The 16979-nt window shown below is 53.5% G+C and carries 16 protein-coding genes; 10 read left to right on the plus strand and 6 right to left on the minus strand.

What is annotated here, in order from left to right:
• Positions 1 to 6: 6 nt before the first annotated feature.
• The 6 genes from hycF (at position 7) to AABJ99_RS05530 (ending at position 3474) form a co-directional block, all read left to right on the plus strand.
• Positions 7 to 549, plus strand: a complete 543-nt coding sequence (gene hycF / locus AABJ99_RS05505; protein WP_000493799.1) for a formate hydrogenlyase subunit HycF — start codon at positions 7 to 9, stop codon at positions 547 to 549.
• Positions 549 to 1316: a formate hydrogenlyase subunit HycG gene (gene hycG, locus AABJ99_RS05510; RefSeq protein WP_039021017.1), complete on the plus strand. Its 768-nt coding sequence runs from the start codon at positions 549 to 551 to the stop codon at positions 1314 to 1316. Before hycF ends, hycG begins: the two co-directional genes overlap by 1 nt.
• Positions 1313 to 1723 carry a formate hydrogenlyase assembly protein HycH gene (hycH, locus tag AABJ99_RS05515; protein WP_001291923.1) on the plus strand — a complete coding sequence of 137 codons (411 nt, stop codon included), beginning with the start codon at positions 1313 to 1315 and terminating at the stop codon, positions 1721 to 1723. Before hycG ends, hycH begins: the two co-directional genes overlap by 4 nt.
• Positions 1716 to 2186: a hydrogenase maturation peptidase HycI gene (gene hycI / locus AABJ99_RS05520; RefSeq protein WP_039021018.1), complete on the plus strand. Its 471-nt coding sequence runs from the start codon at positions 1716 to 1718 to the stop codon at positions 2184 to 2186. The genes hycH and hycI overlap by 8 nt, the downstream gene beginning before the upstream one ends.
• A 42-nt stretch (positions 2187 to 2228) precedes the next feature.
• Positions 2229 to 2984 (plus strand): hypothetical protein, encoded by a 756-nt coding sequence (locus tag AABJ99_RS05525; protein ID WP_338387566.1) that lies wholly within the window; start codon positions 2229 to 2231, stop codon positions 2982 to 2984.
• A 70-nt stretch (positions 2985 to 3054) separates the two neighbouring features.
• Positions 3055 to 3474 carry a helix-turn-helix domain-containing protein gene (locus tag AABJ99_RS05530; RefSeq protein ID WP_000126290.1) on the plus strand — a complete coding sequence of 140 codons (420 nt, stop codon included), beginning with the start codon at positions 3055 to 3057 and terminating at the stop codon, positions 3472 to 3474.
• Positions 3475 to 3588: 114 nt separating this feature from the next.
• On the opposite strand, the gene ascB is transcribed toward AABJ99_RS05530, so the two are convergent.
• Both ascB and ascF read right to left on the minus strand, forming a co-directional pair.
• Positions 3589 to 5013: a 6-phospho-beta-glucosidase AscB gene (ascB, locus tag AABJ99_RS05535; RefSeq protein ID WP_039021027.1), complete on the minus strand. Its 1425-nt coding sequence runs from the start codon at positions 5011 to 5013 to the stop codon at positions 3589 to 3591.
• Between the two features lie 8 nt (positions 5014 to 5021).
• Positions 5022 to 6479 (minus strand): PTS cellobiose/arbutin/salicin transporter subunit IIBC, encoded by a 1458-nt coding sequence (gene ascF / locus AABJ99_RS05540; protein WP_039021020.1) that lies wholly within the window; start codon positions 6477 to 6479, stop codon positions 5022 to 5024.
• A 259-nt stretch (positions 6480 to 6738) separates the two neighbouring features.
• On the opposite strand from ascF, the gene ascG reads away from it, so the two are divergent.
• The 3 genes from ascG (at position 6739) to hypF (ending at position 10830) form a co-directional block, all read left to right on the plus strand.
• On the plus strand, positions 6739 to 7749 hold the full coding sequence (gene ascG, locus AABJ99_RS05545; protein ID WP_039021028.1) for a DNA-binding transcriptional regulator AscG: 1011 nt from the start codon (positions 6739 to 6741) through the stop codon (positions 7747 to 7749).
• A gap of 148 nt (positions 7750 to 7897) precedes the next feature.
• Positions 7898 to 8425 (plus strand): electron transport protein HydN, encoded by a 528-nt coding sequence (hydN, locus tag AABJ99_RS05550; protein ID WP_001078777.1) that lies wholly within the window; start codon positions 7898 to 7900, stop codon positions 8423 to 8425.
• Positions 8426 to 8577: 152 nt separating this feature from the next.
• On the plus strand, positions 8578 to 10830 hold the full coding sequence (gene hypF, locus AABJ99_RS05555; RefSeq protein WP_039021029.1) for a carbamoyltransferase HypF: 2253 nt from the start codon (positions 8578 to 8580) through the stop codon (positions 10828 to 10830).
• A gap of 127 nt (positions 10831 to 10957) precedes the next feature.
• On the opposite strand, the gene norW is transcribed toward hypF, so the two are convergent.
• Together norW and norV are read right to left on the minus strand one after the other, a co-directional pair.
• On the minus strand, positions 10958 to 12091 hold the full coding sequence (gene norW / locus AABJ99_RS05560; protein WP_039021021.1) for an NADH:flavorubredoxin reductase NorW: 1134 nt from the start codon (positions 12089 to 12091) through the stop codon (positions 10958 to 10960).
• Positions 12088 to 13527, minus strand: coding sequence for an anaerobic nitric oxide reductase flavorubredoxin (gene norV / locus AABJ99_RS05565; RefSeq protein WP_039021022.1), 1440 nt, complete (start codon positions 13525 to 13527; stop codon positions 12088 to 12090). Before norV ends, norW begins: the two co-directional genes overlap by 4 nt.
• A 186-nt stretch (positions 13528 to 13713) precedes the next feature.
• Here norV and norR point away from each other — a divergent pair, with 186 nt between their 5' ends.
• The gene (gene norR, locus AABJ99_RS05570) at positions 13714 to 15228 is read left to right on the plus strand and encodes a nitric oxide reductase transcriptional regulator NorR (protein ID WP_039021023.1); all 1515 of its coding nucleotides are present in this window, start codon (positions 13714 to 13716) and stop codon (positions 15226 to 15228) included.
• Here norR and gutQ read toward each other — a convergent pair.
• Together gutQ and srlR are read right to left on the minus strand one after the other, a co-directional pair.
• Entirely contained in the window at positions 15225 to 16190 is a 966-nt protein-coding gene (gene gutQ / locus AABJ99_RS05575; protein WP_039021024.1) for an arabinose-5-phosphate isomerase GutQ, read from the minus strand. The genes norR and gutQ overlap by 4 nt on opposite strands.
• Positions 16183 to 16956, minus strand: a complete 774-nt coding sequence (srlR, locus tag AABJ99_RS05580; protein ID WP_000804546.1) for a glucitol operon DNA-binding transcriptional repressor SrlR — start codon at positions 16954 to 16956, stop codon at positions 16183 to 16185. The genes gutQ and srlR overlap by 8 nt, the downstream gene beginning before the upstream one ends.
• Positions 16957 to 16979: the final 23 nt, after the last annotated feature.

The following is a 16979-nucleotide window of genomic DNA, read 5'->3' on the forward strand; positions in this document are numbered from 1 at the left end:
ATCGCCATGTTTACCTTTATCAAAAAAGTCATTAAAACCGGCACGGCGACCTCGTCTTACCCGCTGGAGCCGATTGCGGTTGATAAAAACTTCCGTGGTAAGCCAGAGCAGAACCCGCAGCAGTGCATCGGCTGCGCAGCCTGCGTCAATGCCTGCCCGTCAAACGCCTTAACCGTTGAAACTGATCTTGCCACCGGTGAGCTGGCATGGCAGTTCAATCTCGGTCGCTGCATCTTCTGTGGACGTTGCGAAGAAGTCTGCCCGACGGCGGCAATCAAACTGTCGCAAGAGTACGAACTGGCGGTGTGGAAGAAAGAAGATTTCCTGCAACAGTCTCGCTTCGCGCTGTGCAACTGCCGCGTCTGTAATCGTCCTTTCGCCGTCCAGAAAGAGATCGACTACGCCATTGCGCTGCTTAAGCACAATGGTGACAGCCGCGCGGAAAACCACCGCGAAAGCTTTGAGACTTGCCCGGAATGTAAGCGCCAGAAATGCCTGGTGCCGTCCGACCGTATTGAACTGACTCGCCATATGAAAGAGGCCATCTGATGAGCAATTTATTAGGCCCCCGTGACGCCAACGGCATTCCGGTCCCGATGACGGTGGATGAATCCATCGCCAGTATGAAGGCGTCGTTACTGAAAAAAATCAAACGTTCTGCCTATGTTTACCGCGTGGACTGCGGCGGCTGCAACGGCTGCGAAATTGAAATTTTCGCTACCTTATCGCCGCTGTTCGATGCAGAACGCTTCGGCATTAAAGTTGTGCCGTCTCCGCGTCATGCGGATATTTTACTGTTTACCGGCGCGGTCACCCGTGCAATGCGATCCCCTGCGCTGCGTGCGTGGCAGTCCGCGCCGGACCCGAAAATCTGTATCTCCTACGGCGCCTGCGGTAACAGCGGCGGGATCTTCCACGATCTCTACTGCGTGTGGGGTGGTACGGATAAAATCGTCCCGGTGGATGTCTACATTCCGGGGTGCCCGCCAACGCCTGCCGCCACGCTGTACGGCTTTGCAATGGCGCTCGGCCTGCTGGAGCAGAAAATTCACGCCCGTGGGCCGGGTGAACTGGATGAACAACCGGCAGACATCCTGCATGGCGATATGGTGCAGCCGCTGCGTGTAAAAGTCGATCGCGAAGCACGCCGCCTGGCGGGTTATCGTTACGGTCGCCAGATTGCCGATGATTTCCTGACGCAGTTAGGGCAGGGTGAAGAGCAGGTTGCACGCTGGCTGGAAGCGGAAAACGATCCGCGTCTGAACGAGATTGTCAGCCATCTGAATCATGTTGTTGAAGAGGCGCGTATCCGATGAGTGAAAAGGTGGTGTTCAGTCAACTGAGCCGTAAATTTATTGATGAGAACGATGCCACGCCCGCCGAGGCGCAGCAGGTGGTCTATTACAGCCTGGCGATTGGTCACCACCTTGGGGTTATCGATTGCCTGGAAGCGGCGCTCACCTGTCCGTGGGATGAATATCTGGCATGGATTGCCACTCTGGAGGCGGGCAGCGAAGCCCGCCGCAAAATGGAAGGCGTGCCGAAATATGGTGAGATCGTCATCGACATTAACCATGTGCCGATGCTGGCCAACGCATTCGATAAAGCCCGGGCAACGCAAACTTCGCAGCAGAAAGAATGGAGTACCATGCTGTTAAGTATGCTGCATGATATTTATCAGGAAAATGCCATCTATTTGATGGTGAGGAGACTGCGTGACTGACGTTTTACTCTGTGTTGGCAATAGCATGATGGGCGATGATGGCGCAGGCCCGCTGCTGGCGGAAAAGTGCGCCACCGCGCCGAAAGGTAACTGGGTGGTGATTGACGGCGGTAGTGCACCGGAAAACGACATTGTCGCCATCCGCGAACTGCGCCCGACGCGACTGCTGATTGTCGACGCCACTGATATGGGGCTAAACCCCGGCGAGATCCGCATCATCGACCCGGATGACATCGCCGAGATGTTTATGATGACTACCCATAACATGCCGCTGAACTACCTTATCGACCAGTTGAAAGAAGATATTGGCGAAGTGATTTTCCTCGGTATCCAGCCGGATATCGTCGGTTTTTACTACCCGATGACCCAGCCGATTAAAGATGCGGTAGAAACCGTTTATCAACGACTTGAAGGCTGGGAAGGGAATGGTGGATTTGCGCAGTTAGCGGTGGAAGAAGAGTAGTTTTTCAGTAAGGAATTCAGGGAATTGAAAATCAGAACAGGGATGTGCGCTTTTTTATTTTGCTTAGTGCTTCCTGCGCAGGCTACCAGCTTTACCGAATATCTGCCAATGAGTGACAGCGAATACGCGCAAAAGCGGGCGCTGAAACCTCTCCTGACTATGCCTTATTATACCGAGCAAACCTGGCATTTTAGAAAAGTGGGCGTTGCTGGCGTGACGCTTGAGAAGATGCCAAATGAAGAGGATTACTGGCAATTAACTGCTAAAGACCGCGCCGGTAAATCCTGGAAGGTGCCTGTGGGTATGCTGGCAAATATGGCGGGCAAAGGGCAACTCTATCGCGCCGATCTGGATCGTAACGGCATTCAGGATCTGGTTATCTGGTTACCAAGTGCTGGTAATGGTCTGGCTCCTTATGCACATTTAATCCTTATGACGTTCACGCGCGATGGTCGTCCCTGTGTCTTTGAACCCTGGGGATTCTACACCGCAAGCAAAACTGGCGTAGATGATTTGCTGGATTTGCAAGGCAATGGCCACACACAATTGCTGGATATGCAGTTTAATTCTGGTTGCTGGATAACCAGTCTGTATCAGGTAAAAGACGCCAAATGGCAACGTGTTCACGGCTGGTTTGGCAAGTTAAGCTATCCCGCGCTCACGCGTTTTACTTATACCCCCAACCGTAAACTCGTCCTCAAACCCATTGCCGGGCGTGACCCGCAAACGGAAGATTTAGCGCTGACGCAGCGTTGTTTGATAACAGGGGATGTGCTTGATGGGGTGAATCAGAACTGACTTTTTGCAGAGTGGCTATGTGGGCGATTACGTGCAGACAGACATCACGTCAATACAGAGAGAACAAAGAATGACTGCTAATGCTGCACGCGCTGTTAAAGCAACAAGAGAACTGGTAAATGCAGTCCCCTTTCTGGGAGGCAGTGACTCAGAAGATGATTATCGTGAAGCACTGGAACTGGTCGAATATTTGATTGAAGAAGATGACACCAATCCACTTATCGACTTTCTGGCGAGCCGTATTGCAGAATATGAAAACAACCACGAAAAGTTTGCAGAGTTCGATAAAGCCGTTGCAGCAATGCCGATTGGTGTGGCGTTACTTCGCACGCTGATTGATCAACATAATCTGACCTATGCGGATTTGAAGAACGAAATCGGCTCTAAATCCCTGGTCAGTCAGATTTTGTCTGGACAAAGATCCCTGACGATATCCCACATTAAGGCACTTTCAGCCCGATTTGGCGTTAAGCCGGAATGGTTTCTTTGATTTTTGACAGATGCCAAACGCCAGATTGCCCGATGCGCAACGCTTATCGGGCCTACATGTCGCACGAACTATGTAGGCCGGATAAGGCGTTCACGCCGCATCCGGCACGTTTGCTTACTCTAAATCCTCACCATTACTGGCAATCACTTTTTTATACCACCAGAACGATTTCTTACGCGTGCGCGCCAGCGTGCCGTTGCCTGCATCGTCACGGTCTACATAGACAAAACCGTAGCGTTTGCTCATTTCACCCGTTGACGCGGAAACTAAATCAATACAGCCCCAGGTGGTGTAGCCCATCAGCGGAATGCCGTCTGCAATCGCTTCGCCCATTGCGCGGATATGTTCGCGTAAATAGCTGATGCGATAGTCGTCGTTAATCTCGCCATTGGCAGCAAATTCATCTTTTGCGCCCAGGCCGTTTTCCACCAGAAACAGCGGCTTCTGATAACGGTCATACATCATGTTCATAGTGATACGCAGACCGAGTGGATCAATACCCCAGCCCCAGTCGCTTACCTGCAGATAGGGGTTACGCAGCGATTTCACCACGTTTGCCGCACTGCTGTTGTTGGCGTTCATCTCCGCCGAGGCGCAGCGCGAGGCGTAATAGCTGAAAGAGACAAAATCGACGGTGTTTTTCAGGATCTCATTATCGCCCGGTGCTTTGTCGATGGTTACCCCTTTTTCGCGGAATACGCGGGCAGAGTAAGCCGGATACGCGCCCCGCGCCTGCACATCGATAAAAAACAGGTTTTCCCGATCTTTCTCCAGCGCCGCCCAGACATCTTCCGGCTTGCAACTGTAAGGGTAGAAGTTACCGCCCGCCAGCATACAGCCCACCTGATTTTGCGGGTTAACCTCATGAGCGATTTTGGTGGCTAGCGCACTGGCAACCAGCTGGTGATGCGCAGCCTGATATTTCACCTGATCCTGATTTTCCCCTTCTTCAAACACAAGACCCGCGCCGGAAAATGGGCTATGCAACATAATGTTGATTTCATTGAAGGTTAGCCAGTATTTCACCAGACCATCAAATGCTTCAAAGCAGGTCCGGGCGTAGCGGCTGAAAAACTCCACCAGCTTGCGGTTACGCCAGGAGCCATATTCGGTGACCAGATGCATCGGCACGTCGAAGTGACACAACGTGACCAGCGGTTCGATACCGTACTTTTTACACTCTTCAAAAACCGTGCGGTAAAAAGCAATGCCCTGCTGGTTGGGCGTCAGTTCATCGCCCTGCGGAAATAGGCGGCTCCAGGCAATCGAGGTGCGAAAAACCTTGAATCCCATCTCTGCCATCAGGGCGATATCTTCTTTATAACGATGATAAAAATCCGTCGCCTCATGGCTGGGATAAAACTCGTCATCGCGCAACTGAAAACGTTTTTCCAGCCCCAGTTTCACCGCCATTCGATGTTCACCGTGCGGGATCATATCGACCGTGGTCAGCCCTTTGCCGCCTTCACGGTACGCGCCTTCAGATTGGTTGGCGGCAAGCGCGCCGCCCCATAAAAAACCTTGCGGAAATACTGACATTTTCATCCTCAATTAAGACTTACTTCTTTGGCGACGGTCGGTTGTACGCTCTGATGCTTTCGCGCCTGGGCAGCCGCTTCCTCAACAGGAATATCCTCAAAGCCGAGCAACAGTGTGAGGATAAACGACAGCACGATCGCCAGCGCCATGACGGCGAACACCCAGACGATGCTCATTGGATTCGCCGGATCGAAGAACTGCACGCTGGTAAATAATCCCGGCGCTGCCATTGAGTGGCTGGCAAGCCCCGCCATACCGGCAACCGCGCCGCAAATAAAACCGCTGATAAGACTGGCGATAAGCGGACGTTTCAGGCGGATCGCCACGCCGTATAACGCGGGTTCGGAAATCCCCGCCATAATGGCTGATGCCGCCGCCGCCAGCGCCGTCTGGCGCAGTTCCGGGTTTTTCGTTTTCCACGCCACCGCCAGCGATGAACCGCCCAGCGACAGGTTAGCACCGATTTCTGAAGGCATGACCATCCCTTCTTTGCCAGTTTCGGCAATAGTTTGAATGATGGTTGGCGTAAAGACGCGGTGCATCCCGGTCATTACCAGCAGAGGCCACAGCGCGCCCATAATGGCGACTGAAAGCCAGCCCAGATAACCATGAATGGTGTAAACCAGTGCCGAAATGGCGCTACCGATCCAGATACCAATCGGGCCAATCAGCAGGATTGCCAGCGGTGCGGCAATCAACACAATCAGCATTGGCTTGAGGAAGTTTTTCGTCACCGCTGGCGTAATGCTGTCCACCCAGCGTTCGATATATGACAGGCACCAGGTCATCACCAGCGCCGGGATCACCGTGTAGGTGTATTTCACCGCGGTGACCGGAATCAGGGCAAATTCAACATGTTCACCCTGGGCCGCTTTCGCCATCAGCTCAATAAAACTCGGATGTACCAGCACACCCGCAATGGCAATCGCCAGCGACATATTGGTTTTAAATTTGATGGCGGCAGAAGCAGCGACCATCAGCGGCAGGAAGAAGAAAGCACCATCACCAATCACATTGAGAATAGTTAAGGTCGGCGATCCTTTTGTCAGCACGCCGCTCATCTCGAGGATCATCGCCAGCAGTTTGACCATCGATCCGCCGATGATCGCCGGGATCAGCGGTGACATGGTGCCGATCAGCGCATCCAGGATCCCCGCACCAATGCGACGTAGCGTGAGTTTGGGTTTCCCCACGGGCTGCGTGGGCTGCATATCTCCAGGTAACAAGCTGACAACTTCCTGAAAAGCCTGCGAAACCGTATTACCGATAATCACCTGACACTGGTTGTCACTACGTACCACACCGAGCACGCCGGAGATAGTTTTTAACGTTGGGCTGTCGATCAGTGCATCATCTTTGATAACAAAGCGTAAACGCGTCATACAGTGCGTGACTGCCGAGATGTTATCAACGCCGCCCAGTGCCGCTATCACCGAGCGTGCCAGCGTCGCATAATTTTTGGCCATCGGATTTTATCCTGTTATCAGTAGGGTAGAGGTAGTTGTTATCAGTCGACGTGACGGGAAATTGCCGATGCTGAAACGGAATTAAGAAACCGGTTTCACAAAATCATGAATAGTTGATACTGATTAAGCAAGAGAGTTAATTGCTCATTTTTTATATTTGTGAAACCGGTCACCTGAATATTTTTCCCGCTGCTTGCGCAAGGACAATCAGCCAACGGTGCAGTACACTGCGTTCATTGCGTGTAAAGGGATGAAAATGATGACGACGATGCTGGAAGTGGCGAAGCGCGCCGGGGTTTCAAAAGCGACCGTTTCCCGCGTGCTTTCAGGTAATGGCTACGTCAGCCAGGAAACTAAAGATCGCGTGTTTCAGGCGGTGGAAGAGAGCGGTTACCGCCCAAATTTGCTGGCGCGCAATCTGTCAGCGAAGAGTACTCAGACGCTGGGGCTGGTAGTGACCAACACGCTTTACCACGGCATTTATTTTAGTGAATTACTGTTTCATACCGCGAGAATGGCGGAAGAGAAAGGGCGTCAGCTGTTATTGGCAGATGGCAAACATAGCGCCGAAGAAGAACGCCAGGCGATTCAGTATCTGCTGGATCTGCGCTGCGACGCCATTATGATTTACCCGCGCTTTTTAAGCGTGGATGAGATTGATGACATCATTGACGCACACAGTCAGCCGATAATGGTGCTCAATCGCCGCCTGCGCAAAAACAGCAGCCATAGCGTCTGGTGCGATCATAAACAGACCAGCTTTAACGCCGTGGCAGAGTTGATAAACGCCGGACATCAGGAGATTGCTTTCCTTACTGGTTCGATGGATTCCCCCACCAGCATTGAACGCCTTGCCGGATATAAAGACGCGCTGGCGCAGCATGGTATTGCACTCAATGAAAAACTTATCGCTAACGGTAAATGGACGCCTGCCAGCGGGGCCGAAGGGGTAGAAACGTTGCTCGAACGTGGGGCTAAATTTAGCGCGTTAGTTGCCAGTAACGACGATATGGCGATAGGTGCGATGAAAGCGTTGCATGACCGTGGTGTAGCGGTGCCGGGGCAAGTATCGGTTATTGGATTTGATGATATCGCAATTGCCCCCTACACCGTTCCGGCGCTCTCCAGCGTAAAAATTCCGGTGACTGAGATGATTCAGGAAATAATTGGGCGGCTGATATTTATGCTCGATGGTGGTGCTTACACACCGCCGAAAACCTTCAGCGGAAAACTGATCCGCCGCGACTCCCTCATTGATCTTTCGCGATAAGCATTGTCATCACATGTCATCGTCACTAGTGTCGATGACATCGTTTTTTCTGCATTGCAGAATTTAATTTCTTTAAATAACAATCAATTAAAAGTTGGCATGGTTTGTGAATGTATCGGCGCATTAACTGTCATTGCTGGAGAATTTGATGAACCGTTTCATCATTGCTGACGCGAGTAAATGTATTGGTTGTCGTACCTGTGAAGTGGCGTGCGTGGTTTCTCATCAGGAGAATCAGGACTGTGCATCGCTGACCCCGGAAACTTTTTTACCGCGAATCCATGTCATTAAAGGTGTGAACATTTCCACGGCGACAGTCTGCCGTCAGTGTGAAGATGCACCGTGCGCTAACGTCTGCCCGAATGGTGCTATCAGCCGTGATAAAGGGTTTGTTCATGTCATGCAGGAACGTTGCATTGGTTGTAAAACCTGCGTTGTGGCTTGCCCGTATGGTGCGATGGAAGTGGTAGTGCGTCCGGTGATTCGCAACAGCGGCGCAGGGCTTAACGTACGCGCTGACAAAGCCGAAGCTAATAAATGCGACCTCTGTAACCATCGTGAAGACGGCCCGGCCTGTATGGCTGCTTGCCCGACCCATGCGCTGATTTGTGTCGATCGTAATAAACTTGAACAACTGAGCGCAGAAAAACGCCGCCGCACGGCGCTGATGTTCTAAAAATCTTACAGAACTGTTCTGGCATCAAAGGAATTCCCGGAAATATTCGTAGAATACGGAGCGGGCGGTATCGCCAACCTGTGACTACCGGATGCGACGCGGTCGTGTCCGGCTGGGCGGGTTACGCAATTCATGATGGCGGGAATAACTCAATGGCAAAAAACACATCTTGCGGTGTCCAACTGCGTATTCGTGGCAAAGTGCAGGGCGTCGGTTTTCGCCCGTTTGTCTGGCAGCTGGCACAGCAATTAAATCTTCACGGCGATGTCTGTAATGACGGCGATGGCGTGGAAGTCCGGCTGCTGGAAGACCCGGAAACGTTTCTTGCGCAGTTGCATCAGCACTGCCCGCCGCTGGCGCGTATTGATAGCGTCGAGCGTGTACCGTTTATCTGGACGCAACTGCCCACTGAGTTCACTATCCGCCAGAGCGCAGGCGGCGTCATGAATACGCAAATTGTTCCCGATGCCGCGACTTGTCCTGCCTGTCTTGCCGAAATGAATACCCCAGGCGAACGGCGTTATCGTTATCCGTTTATCAACTGTACCCATTGCGGCCCGCGTTTCACCATTATTCGCGCGATGCCTTACGACCGTCCATTTACCGTGATGGCGGCGTTTCCGCTATGTCCGGCCTGCGATAAAGAATATCGCGACCCGCTCGATCGTCGCTTCCACGCCCAGCCGGTGGCCTGCCCGGAGTGTGGTCCACATCTTGAATGGCTAAGTCATGGTGAACATGCGGAACAAGAGGCGGCATTACAGGCGGCTATCGCTCAGTTAAAAATGGGCAACATTGTCGCTATCAAAGGGATTGGCGGATTTCATCTCGCCTGCGATGCGCGTAACAGTAACGCGGTGGCGACACTACGGGCGCGCAAACATCGCCCGGCGAAACCGCTGGCGGTTATGTTGCCAACGGCAGAAGGTTTGCCCGACGCTGCCCGTCAGTTGCTTACCACGCCCGCCGCGCCGATTGTACTGGTGGATAAAATATATGTTCCGGAACTTTGTGACGATATCGCCCCTGGCCTTAACGAAGTCGGGGTGATGTTGCCTGCGAATCCGCTCCAGCATTTGCTGTTACAGGAACTGCAATGCCCGCTGGTGATGACCTCCGGCAACCTGAGCGGTAAACCACCGGCTATCAGCAACGAACAGGCGCTGGAGGACTTGCAGGACATTGCCGACGGATTCTTGATTCATAACCGCGACATCGTGCAGCGGATGGATGATTCAGTGGTGCGCGAAAGTGGCGAAATGTTGCGCCGCTCGCGGGGGTATGTACCGGATGCGCTGGCTTTGCCTCCTGGCTTTAAAAATATTCCTCCTCTGCTGTGTCTCGGGGCGGATCTGAAAAATACCTTCTGTCTGGTGCGTGGTGAACAGGCGGTGTTGAGTCAACATTTGGGCGATTTAAGTGACGATGGCATTCAGATGCAGTGGCGCGAAGCGTTGCGCCTGATGCAAAACATCTACGATTTTACTCCACAGTTTGTGGTGCATGATGCGCATCCGGGCTATGTCTCCAGCCAGTGGGCGCGTGAGATGAATCTGCCGACGCAAACGGTGTTGCATCACCATGCCCACGCGGCGGCGTGTCTGGCAGAACATCACTGGCCGCTGGATGGCGGTAATGTCATTGCTTTGACGCTCGACGGTATTGGTATGGGCGAGAACGGCGCTTTATGGGGCGGCGAGTGCCTGCGGGTGAACTATCGCGAATGCCAGCACCTGGGCGGCTTGCCAGCGGTGGCGCTTGCTGGGGGCGATTTGGCGGCGAAGCAGCCGTGGCGTAACCTGCTGGCGCAGTGCCTGCGCTTTGTGCCGGAGTGGCAGAATTACCCTGAAACGGTAAGTGTGCAACAGCAAAACTGGAGCGTGCTGGCGCGGGCCATTGAGCGTGGAATTAACGCGCCGCTGGCGTCATCGTGCGGGCGTTTGTTCGATGCTGTGGCGGCGGCACTGGGCTGTGCGCCAGCCACGTTAAGTTATGAAGGTGAAGCGGCTTGCGCCCTTGAGGCGCTGGCGGCTTCGTGCCAGGGAGTGACGCATCCGGTGACGATGCCGCTGGTGGACAATCAACTGGATCTCGCCACTTTCTGGCAGCAGTGGCTGAACTGGCAGGCACCGGTTAATCAACGCGCGTGGGCATTTCATGATGCGCTGGCGCAGGGTTTTGCCGCGTTGATGCGTGAGCAGGCCACGATGCGTGGTATCACTACGCTGGTATTTAGCGGCGGGGTTATTCATAACCGTTTGCTGCGTGCACGTCTGGTGCATTATCTTGCTGATTTTACGTTGCTCTTCCCGCAGAGTTTACCTGCGGGGGATGGCGGGTTGTCTCTGGGGCAGGGGGTTATTGTTGCGGCCCGTTGGGTGGCGGGTGAAGTCCAGAATGGATAAACGTGTTGCATTTGGACACCATTGCCGGATGCGGCGTGAACGCCTTATCCGGCCTACACATGCGCTCCCCGTAGGTCGGATAAGACGCGCCAGCGTCGCATCCGACATTTTGGGCACACTAGCCTGCCTACATCGGCAAGGTTTTCAACAATCCAAACGCCTCTTTCATCCGATCCTCACTGACTACAAAGGCGCGAAGCTGGTCGGCATCGTCAACGCCGCGCGCCACCATTCCCTGGCTTTCGGTACAAATCTGCCAGCGCAAATCCCGACGCTGGGTTTCCCCTGCCAGATGCAGCGGTAATTCCGGCGTTTTGATTTTTACCAGCATGGCGGGAAGTTTCAGCGGTGCGTTTCCACCGAGCAAGTTCTTCGCCAGCACCATCGCGCTAAGTTGAATCGGCTGCAGGAACGGCAATACCTGACCGTTAATTTCTGCGCAATCGCCCAGCGCGTAAATATCGGCATTACTGGTTTGCAGATAACTATCGACGCAAACGCCGCGATTAATCGTCAGCCCCGCACGTCGTGCCAGGGCGGTTTCCGGGCGCAGTCCGGTTGCGGCAATTACCGCATCCACTTCGGTGCTGCGCTGGCGGTCCAGCGTTGCCAGAATGCCAGAATTCGTTTTTTCCAGCCCCTGCAACTGAGATTTCAACAGCAGATGAACACCCATCTCCGTCAACCGATGCTGCAAGCGGCTGCTTACTTCCGGTGGCATTAACGACGCCAGAATACTGGCAGCGTTGTCGATCAGTGTGACCGCTTTGCCTGCCCGACAAAAATCCATCGCCAGCTCGCTACCAATCAAGCCACCGCCAACAATCAACACGCGTCGGGCATCCCGCAGTTGCGTTTCACAGGCGCGATACTCTTGCTGACTATTTAACGTCAGGATTAACTCACGCCCGGGCACCGGCGGGACAAAGGCGTTGGCACCGGTTGCCAGCACTAGCTTGTCGTATTGCCACTGATTATTCTGGCTTTTCACCACATGGGCTTCGGCATCGATATCCGTCACCCAGGTGTGCGGAAACAGGCGCAGATTAAACTTCTCGGCAAATTCACCCGCCGTCTGGCGGGTAAGGTCGTCGGCACGTTGCCCCTGACTGATCACATGGCTAAGATCAGGTTTGTTGTACTCATCGATGCTATCGGCGGCAATCAGGGTCAATGGAATACCGGCATCCTGTTTACGAATATTTTTCACCAGTTGGCGGGCGGCGAAGCCCGAACCAATGATCACAATGCCGTTGCTCATTTTGCCTCCGATGCCAGTTCGTCAAAGACGTCTTTGCCAAGGGAGCATTCCGGGCACAGGAAGTTATCCGGGACTTCACTCCACGGCGTTCCTGGCGCAACGTCCTGCATTGGCTCGCCTTTTGCCGGATCGTAAATCCACTGGCAGACACTGCACTGCATCCGCGGACCGAGATCAGCCATCGTGGTGGCACAGGTTTCTTCTTTAACCACTGTATTCACCGTGCTTTGCGGCAGCGGTGCGAGCGCCCACTGACGGGCGATTTCACGACCGTGTTCACGGCATAACTCCAGCGCGTCCTGGTCCGGTCGCCATTTGGCTTTCAGGCTAAGCGACATTTCGAAACCCGCATCTTGCAGGCGCGTGGAAAGACGATCCACGGCACCGCCGCTCCAGCCGTGAGAGCCGAAAGCACTGGCGCGTTTGTTACGGAAGCGTAATCCGGTCATCTCCTCCACCAGCCCAGCGATTTTCGGCATCATCACGTTATTCATCGTCGACGTGCCGACCAGCACGCCTTTTGAGCGGAAGACATTGGTCAGGATTTCGTTTTTATCGCTTCGGGCGACGTTGAAAATTTTCACCGCTACGCGCGGGTCGGTTTCCGCTATCCCCTGGGCGATAGCGTCAGCCATCATGCGGGTGTTATTCGACATGGTGTCGTAGAAAATGGTGATTCTGTCTTCCTGATAATCCGCCGCCCATTTCAGGTACAGCTCGACAATTTGCGTCGGGTTATCGCGCCATACCACGCCGTGAGAGGTCGCTATCATATCGACTGGCAAGTTAAAGCCCAGGATCTCGGTAATTTTCGGCGTTACCAGGCGGCTGAACGGTGTCAGGATATTGGCGTAGTAACGCTGACACTGCTCGAAAAGCTCGGTCTGATCCACTTCATCGTTGAACAGATGCTCGTCGCAGTAGTGCTGACCGAAAGCATCGTTACTGAACAGCACCGCGTCGCCCGTCAGGTAAGTCATCATGCTGTCCGGCCAGTGCAGCATTGGCGTTTCGACAAAAATGAGCTGTTTGCCGTTGCCGATATCCAGCGTGTCACCAGTTTTCACCACATTAAAATTCCACTCCGGATGATGGTGATGACCATTTATTGAGTCGATAGCGTTGGCAGTACAATAGATCGGCGTATCGGGAATTTGCGCCATCAGTTCGGTCAGCGCCCCGGCGTGATCCTCTTCAGCATGGTTAATTACGATGTAATCGATATCCGCCAGATCGATTTCATTCCGCAGGTTCTGTACAAATTCGCGGCTGAATTTATGGTCGACGGTGTCGATCAGTACGTTTTTTTCTTCGCGGATGAGGTAGCTGTTGTAACTGCTGCCGCGCAGCGTTTTATATTCTGTACCGTGAAAATCACGCACTTCCCAGTCACGTTGACCAACCCAATGAATGTTATTTTTCACCACAATAGACATAGCAACCTCAATTTATTCAGCGTGTTCTAAAAAGATGTCTTGTTAATTGCAGATTGCGTGCCAGTTTTTTATCTGATTGTTTTTACTATATAAATAAAATTATGCTCATTAATGAGTAGTCAAAATGACTATCAATCAAATGGTCGATATGACAATATCTATAGTCAAATTGACAGTGAGGCAAAGATGAGTTTTTCCGTTGATGTGCTGGCGAATATCGCCATCGAATTGCAGCGTGGGATTGGTCATCAGGATCGTTTTCAGCGCCTGATCACCACGTTGCGTCAGGTGCTGGAGTGCGATGCGTCTGCGTTGCTACGTTACGACTCGCGGCAGTTTATTCCGCTTGCCATCGACGGACTGGCGAAGGATGTACTCGGTAGACGCTTTGCCCTGGAAGGGCATCCGCGGCTGGAAGCGATAGCCCGCGCCGGGGACGTGGTGCGTTTTCCCGCAGACAGCGAATTGCCCGATCCCTATGACGGTTTGATTCCCGGGCAGGAGAGTCTGAAGGTTCACGCCTGCGTTGGTCTACCGCTGTTTGCTGGACAAAACCTGATTGGCGCATTGACGCTCGACGGGATGCAGCCCGATCAGTTCGATGTTTTCAGCGATGAAGAGTTACGGCTGATTGCCGCTCTGGCGGCGGGGGCGTTAAGCAATGCGCTGCTGATTGAACAACTGGAAAGTCAGAATATGCTGCCGGGCGATGCCGCGCCATTTGAAGCGGTGAAACAGACGCAGATGATCGGTCTGTCGCCAGGCATGACGCAACTGAAAAAAGAGATTGAGATTGTGGCGGCGTCCGATCTCAACGTCCTGATCAGCGGTGAGACGGGAACCGGTAAGGAGCTGGTGGCGAAAGCGATTCATGAAGCCTCGCCACGGGCGGTGAATCCGCTGGTCTATCTCAACTGTGCCGCACTGCCGGAAAGTGTGGCGGAAAGTGAACTGTTCGGGCATGTGAAAGGGGCGTTTACTGGCGCTATCAGTAACCGCAGCGGGAAGTTTGAAATGGCGGATAACGGCACGCTGTTTCTGGATGAGATCGGCGAGTTGTCGTTGGCATTGCAGGCCAAGCTGCTGAGGGTGTTGCAGTATGGCGATATTCAGCGCGTTGGCGATGACCGTAGTTTGCGGGTCGATGTGCGCGTGCTGGCGGCGACTAACCGCGACTTGCGCGAAGAGGTGCTGGCAGGGCGATTCCGCGCCGATTTGTTTCATCGCCTGAGCGTGTTTCCACTTTCGGTGCCACCGCTGCGTGAGCGGGGCGATGATGTCATTCTGCTGGCGGGGTATTTCTGCGAGCAGTGTCGTTTGCGGCTGGGGCTCTCCCGCGTGGTATTAAGTGCCGGGGCGCGGAATTTATTGCAACACTATAGTTTTCCGGGAAACGTGCGCGAACTGGAACATGCTATTCATCGGGCGGTGGTGCTGGCGAGAGCGACCCGCAGCGGCGATGAAGTGATTCTTGAAGCGCAACATTTTGCTTTTCCTGAGGTGACATTGCCGCCGCCAGAAGTGACGGCGGTGCCCGTCGTTAAGCAAAACCTGCGTGAAGCGACAGAAGCGTTCCAGCGTGAAACTATTCGCCAGGCGCTGGCACAAAATCATCACAACTGGGCTGCCAGCGCACGGATGCTGGAAACCGACGTCGCCAACTTGCATCGGTTGGCGAAACGTCTGGGGCTGAAGGATTAAATAATCCCGGCCTGATAGAAATCCTGCAGGTTAATTGCGCCGACGAGTTTGCCGTTTTCATCTACCACCGGTGCGGCGGTGATTTTGCGCTTCATCAGGATCTCTTTGGCGTCGATGGCGCGACTTTGCGATAGCAACGTCGTGCCGCCTGCCGTCATCGCTTCATTAACTGGCGTGGTGAGTGCACCGCCGCCAACCAGCCAGCGACGTAAATCCCCGTCGGTAAAGACGCCTTTCACCAGCCGTTGATCGTCGCACACGGCTACCAGTCCCAGACCGGTGCGACTAAGTTCCAGCATCGCATCCATCACGCTGGCGGTTAACGCCACCTGCGGGATGGTGTCATCACGGCGCATCAGATGATGCACTTTGTTCAGCAAGCGAGCGCCCAGAGCCCCAGCTGGGTGGGAGCGGGCAAAATCTTCTTCATTAAATCCGCGCGCCTGCATGACCGCCATCGCCAGCGCGTCGCCCATCATCAGGGTATTCACGGTGCTGGAGGTCGGCGCAAGGTGCATCGGGCAGGCTTCGCGTTCTACAGAGATATCCAGCACCGCTTTCGCCGCCAGGCCCAGCGGTGATGTCGGTTTACCGGTCATCGCCAGCAGCGCGATAGATTTGTCTTCCAGACGCGGAATAATCAGATCCAGTTCCTTTGCGCCACCGGAGTAAGAGATAAACAGCATCACATCGCGGCTTTCAATCATCCCCAGATCGCCGTGCAGTGCCTCTGCCGGATGAACAAAAAAGGCAGGTGTGCCGGTGCTGGCAAGCGTTGCGGCGATTTTCTTACCAATGTGGCCCGATTTGCCAATTCCCGAAACCACCACTTTGCCTTCGCAGTGCAGGATGATATTGGCGGCGCGAACAAAATCATCGCCCAGACGTTCTGGTAAACGGCTTGCTTCCTGCAACTCCAGCATTAACGTCTGACGTCCCGCGTTCAGTAGTGCTTCACTCATTGCTCTCTCCGGTTATGATCACATCGATCCCTTTCTCTTCCAGCGCCTGACGAAACGCCGGATCGATACCTGCGTCGGTAATCAGCTTATCGACGCTTTCAAGACTACAAACCACGTTGGGGCTTTTACGGCCAAACTTCGATGAGTCAGCCATCAAAATCACTTCGCGCGCGGCATTACACATCGCTTTACTGACGGTATAGACCTCGTTGAAGGTGGTTACGCCTGCATTGAGATCGATGCCATCGGTGCCCATAAACAATTTATCGAAGCTGAAATGTTCGAAGGCGTTCTCTGCCAGCTGCCCGTGAAATGAGGCCGATTTTTTACGAAATGTGCCGCCTGGCATCAGGATAGTTTGTTCGTTATCCAGTTCGGATAGCGCATTGACGATGTGCAGGCTGTTGGTCATCACCGTGATGTTATTAAAGCGCGAGAGCAGGGGCACCATCTGTAATACAGTACTTCCAGCATCAAGAATGATTGAATCGCCATCATGAATAAAACTGACGGCAGCTTCTGCAATCAGCTCTTTCTTGTGGGTGTTGATGAGTGTTTTATGATCGATAGGCGGATCGGATTCCTCTTTATTCAACACCACTCCGCCATAAGTACGAATGACGGTTCCTGCATGTTCCAGAATGACCAGATCTTTGCGAATGGTTGTGCCTGTGGTGTCAAAGTATTGCGCCAATTCTTCAACCGAGCATTTCCCCTGCTTTTGCAGGTACTCCAGAATGGCGGCCTGACGCTGACGAGGTTTCATGGGCGTGATTACCTGATTTAGGT

It is taken from the genome of Escherichia coli, assembly GCF_036503815.1.
GTDB lineage: Bacteria > Pseudomonadota > Gammaproteobacteria > Enterobacterales > Enterobacteriaceae > Escherichia > Escherichia coli_F.

Bases quoted from the DNA above. Each gene is read 5' to 3' on its own strand.
- norW (WP_039021021.1), bottom strand. From the start codon at position 12,091: ATGAGCAACGGCATTGTGATCATTGGTTCGGGCTTCGCCGCCCGCCAA.
- gutQ (WP_039021024.1), bottom strand. From the start codon at position 16,190: ATGAGTGAAGCACTACTGAACGCGGGACGTCAGACGTTAATGCTGGAG.
- hycF (WP_000493799.1), top strand. From the start codon at position 7: ATGTTTACCTTTATCAAAAAAGTCATTAAAACCGGCACGGCGACCTCG.
- hypF (WP_039021029.1), top strand. From the start codon at position 8,578: ATGGCAAAAAACACATCTTGCGGTGTCCAACTGCGTATTCGTGGCAAA.
- norR (WP_039021023.1), top strand. From the start codon at position 13,714: ATGAGTTTTTCCGTTGATGTGCTGGCGAATATCGCCATCGAATTGCAG.
- norV (WP_039021022.1), bottom strand. From the start codon at position 13,527: ATGTCTATTGTGGTGAAAAATAACATTCATTGGGTTGGTCAACGTGAC.
- ascF (WP_039021020.1), bottom strand. From the start codon at position 6,479: ATGGCCAAAAATTATGCGACGCTGGCACGCTCGGTGATAGCGGCACTG.
- ascB (WP_039021027.1), bottom strand. From the start codon at position 5,013: ATGTCAGTATTTCCGCAAGGTTTTTTATGGGGCGGCGCGCTTGCCGCC.
- AABJ99_RS05530 (WP_000126290.1), top strand. From the start codon at position 3,055: ATGACTGCTAATGCTGCACGCGCTGTTAAAGCAACAAGAGAACTGGTA.
- hycH (WP_001291923.1), top strand. From the start codon at position 1,313: ATGAGTGAAAAGGTGGTGTTCAGTCAACTGAGCCGTAAATTTATTGAT.
- AABJ99_RS05525 (WP_338387566.1), top strand. From the start codon at position 2,229: ATGTGCGCTTTTTTATTTTGCTTAGTGCTTCCTGCGCAGGCTACCAGC.
- srlR (WP_000804546.1), bottom strand. From the start codon at position 16,956: ATGAAACCTCGTCAGCGTCAGGCCGCCATTCTGGAGTACCTGCAAAAG.
- hydN (WP_001078777.1), top strand. From the start codon at position 7,898: ATGAACCGTTTCATCATTGCTGACGCGAGTAAATGTATTGGTTGTCGT.
- hycG (WP_039021017.1), top strand. From the start codon at position 549: ATGAGCAATTTATTAGGCCCCCGTGACGCCAACGGCATTCCGGTCCCG.
- ascG (WP_039021028.1), top strand. From the start codon at position 6,739: ATGACGACGATGCTGGAAGTGGCGAAGCGCGCCGGGGTTTCAAAAGCG.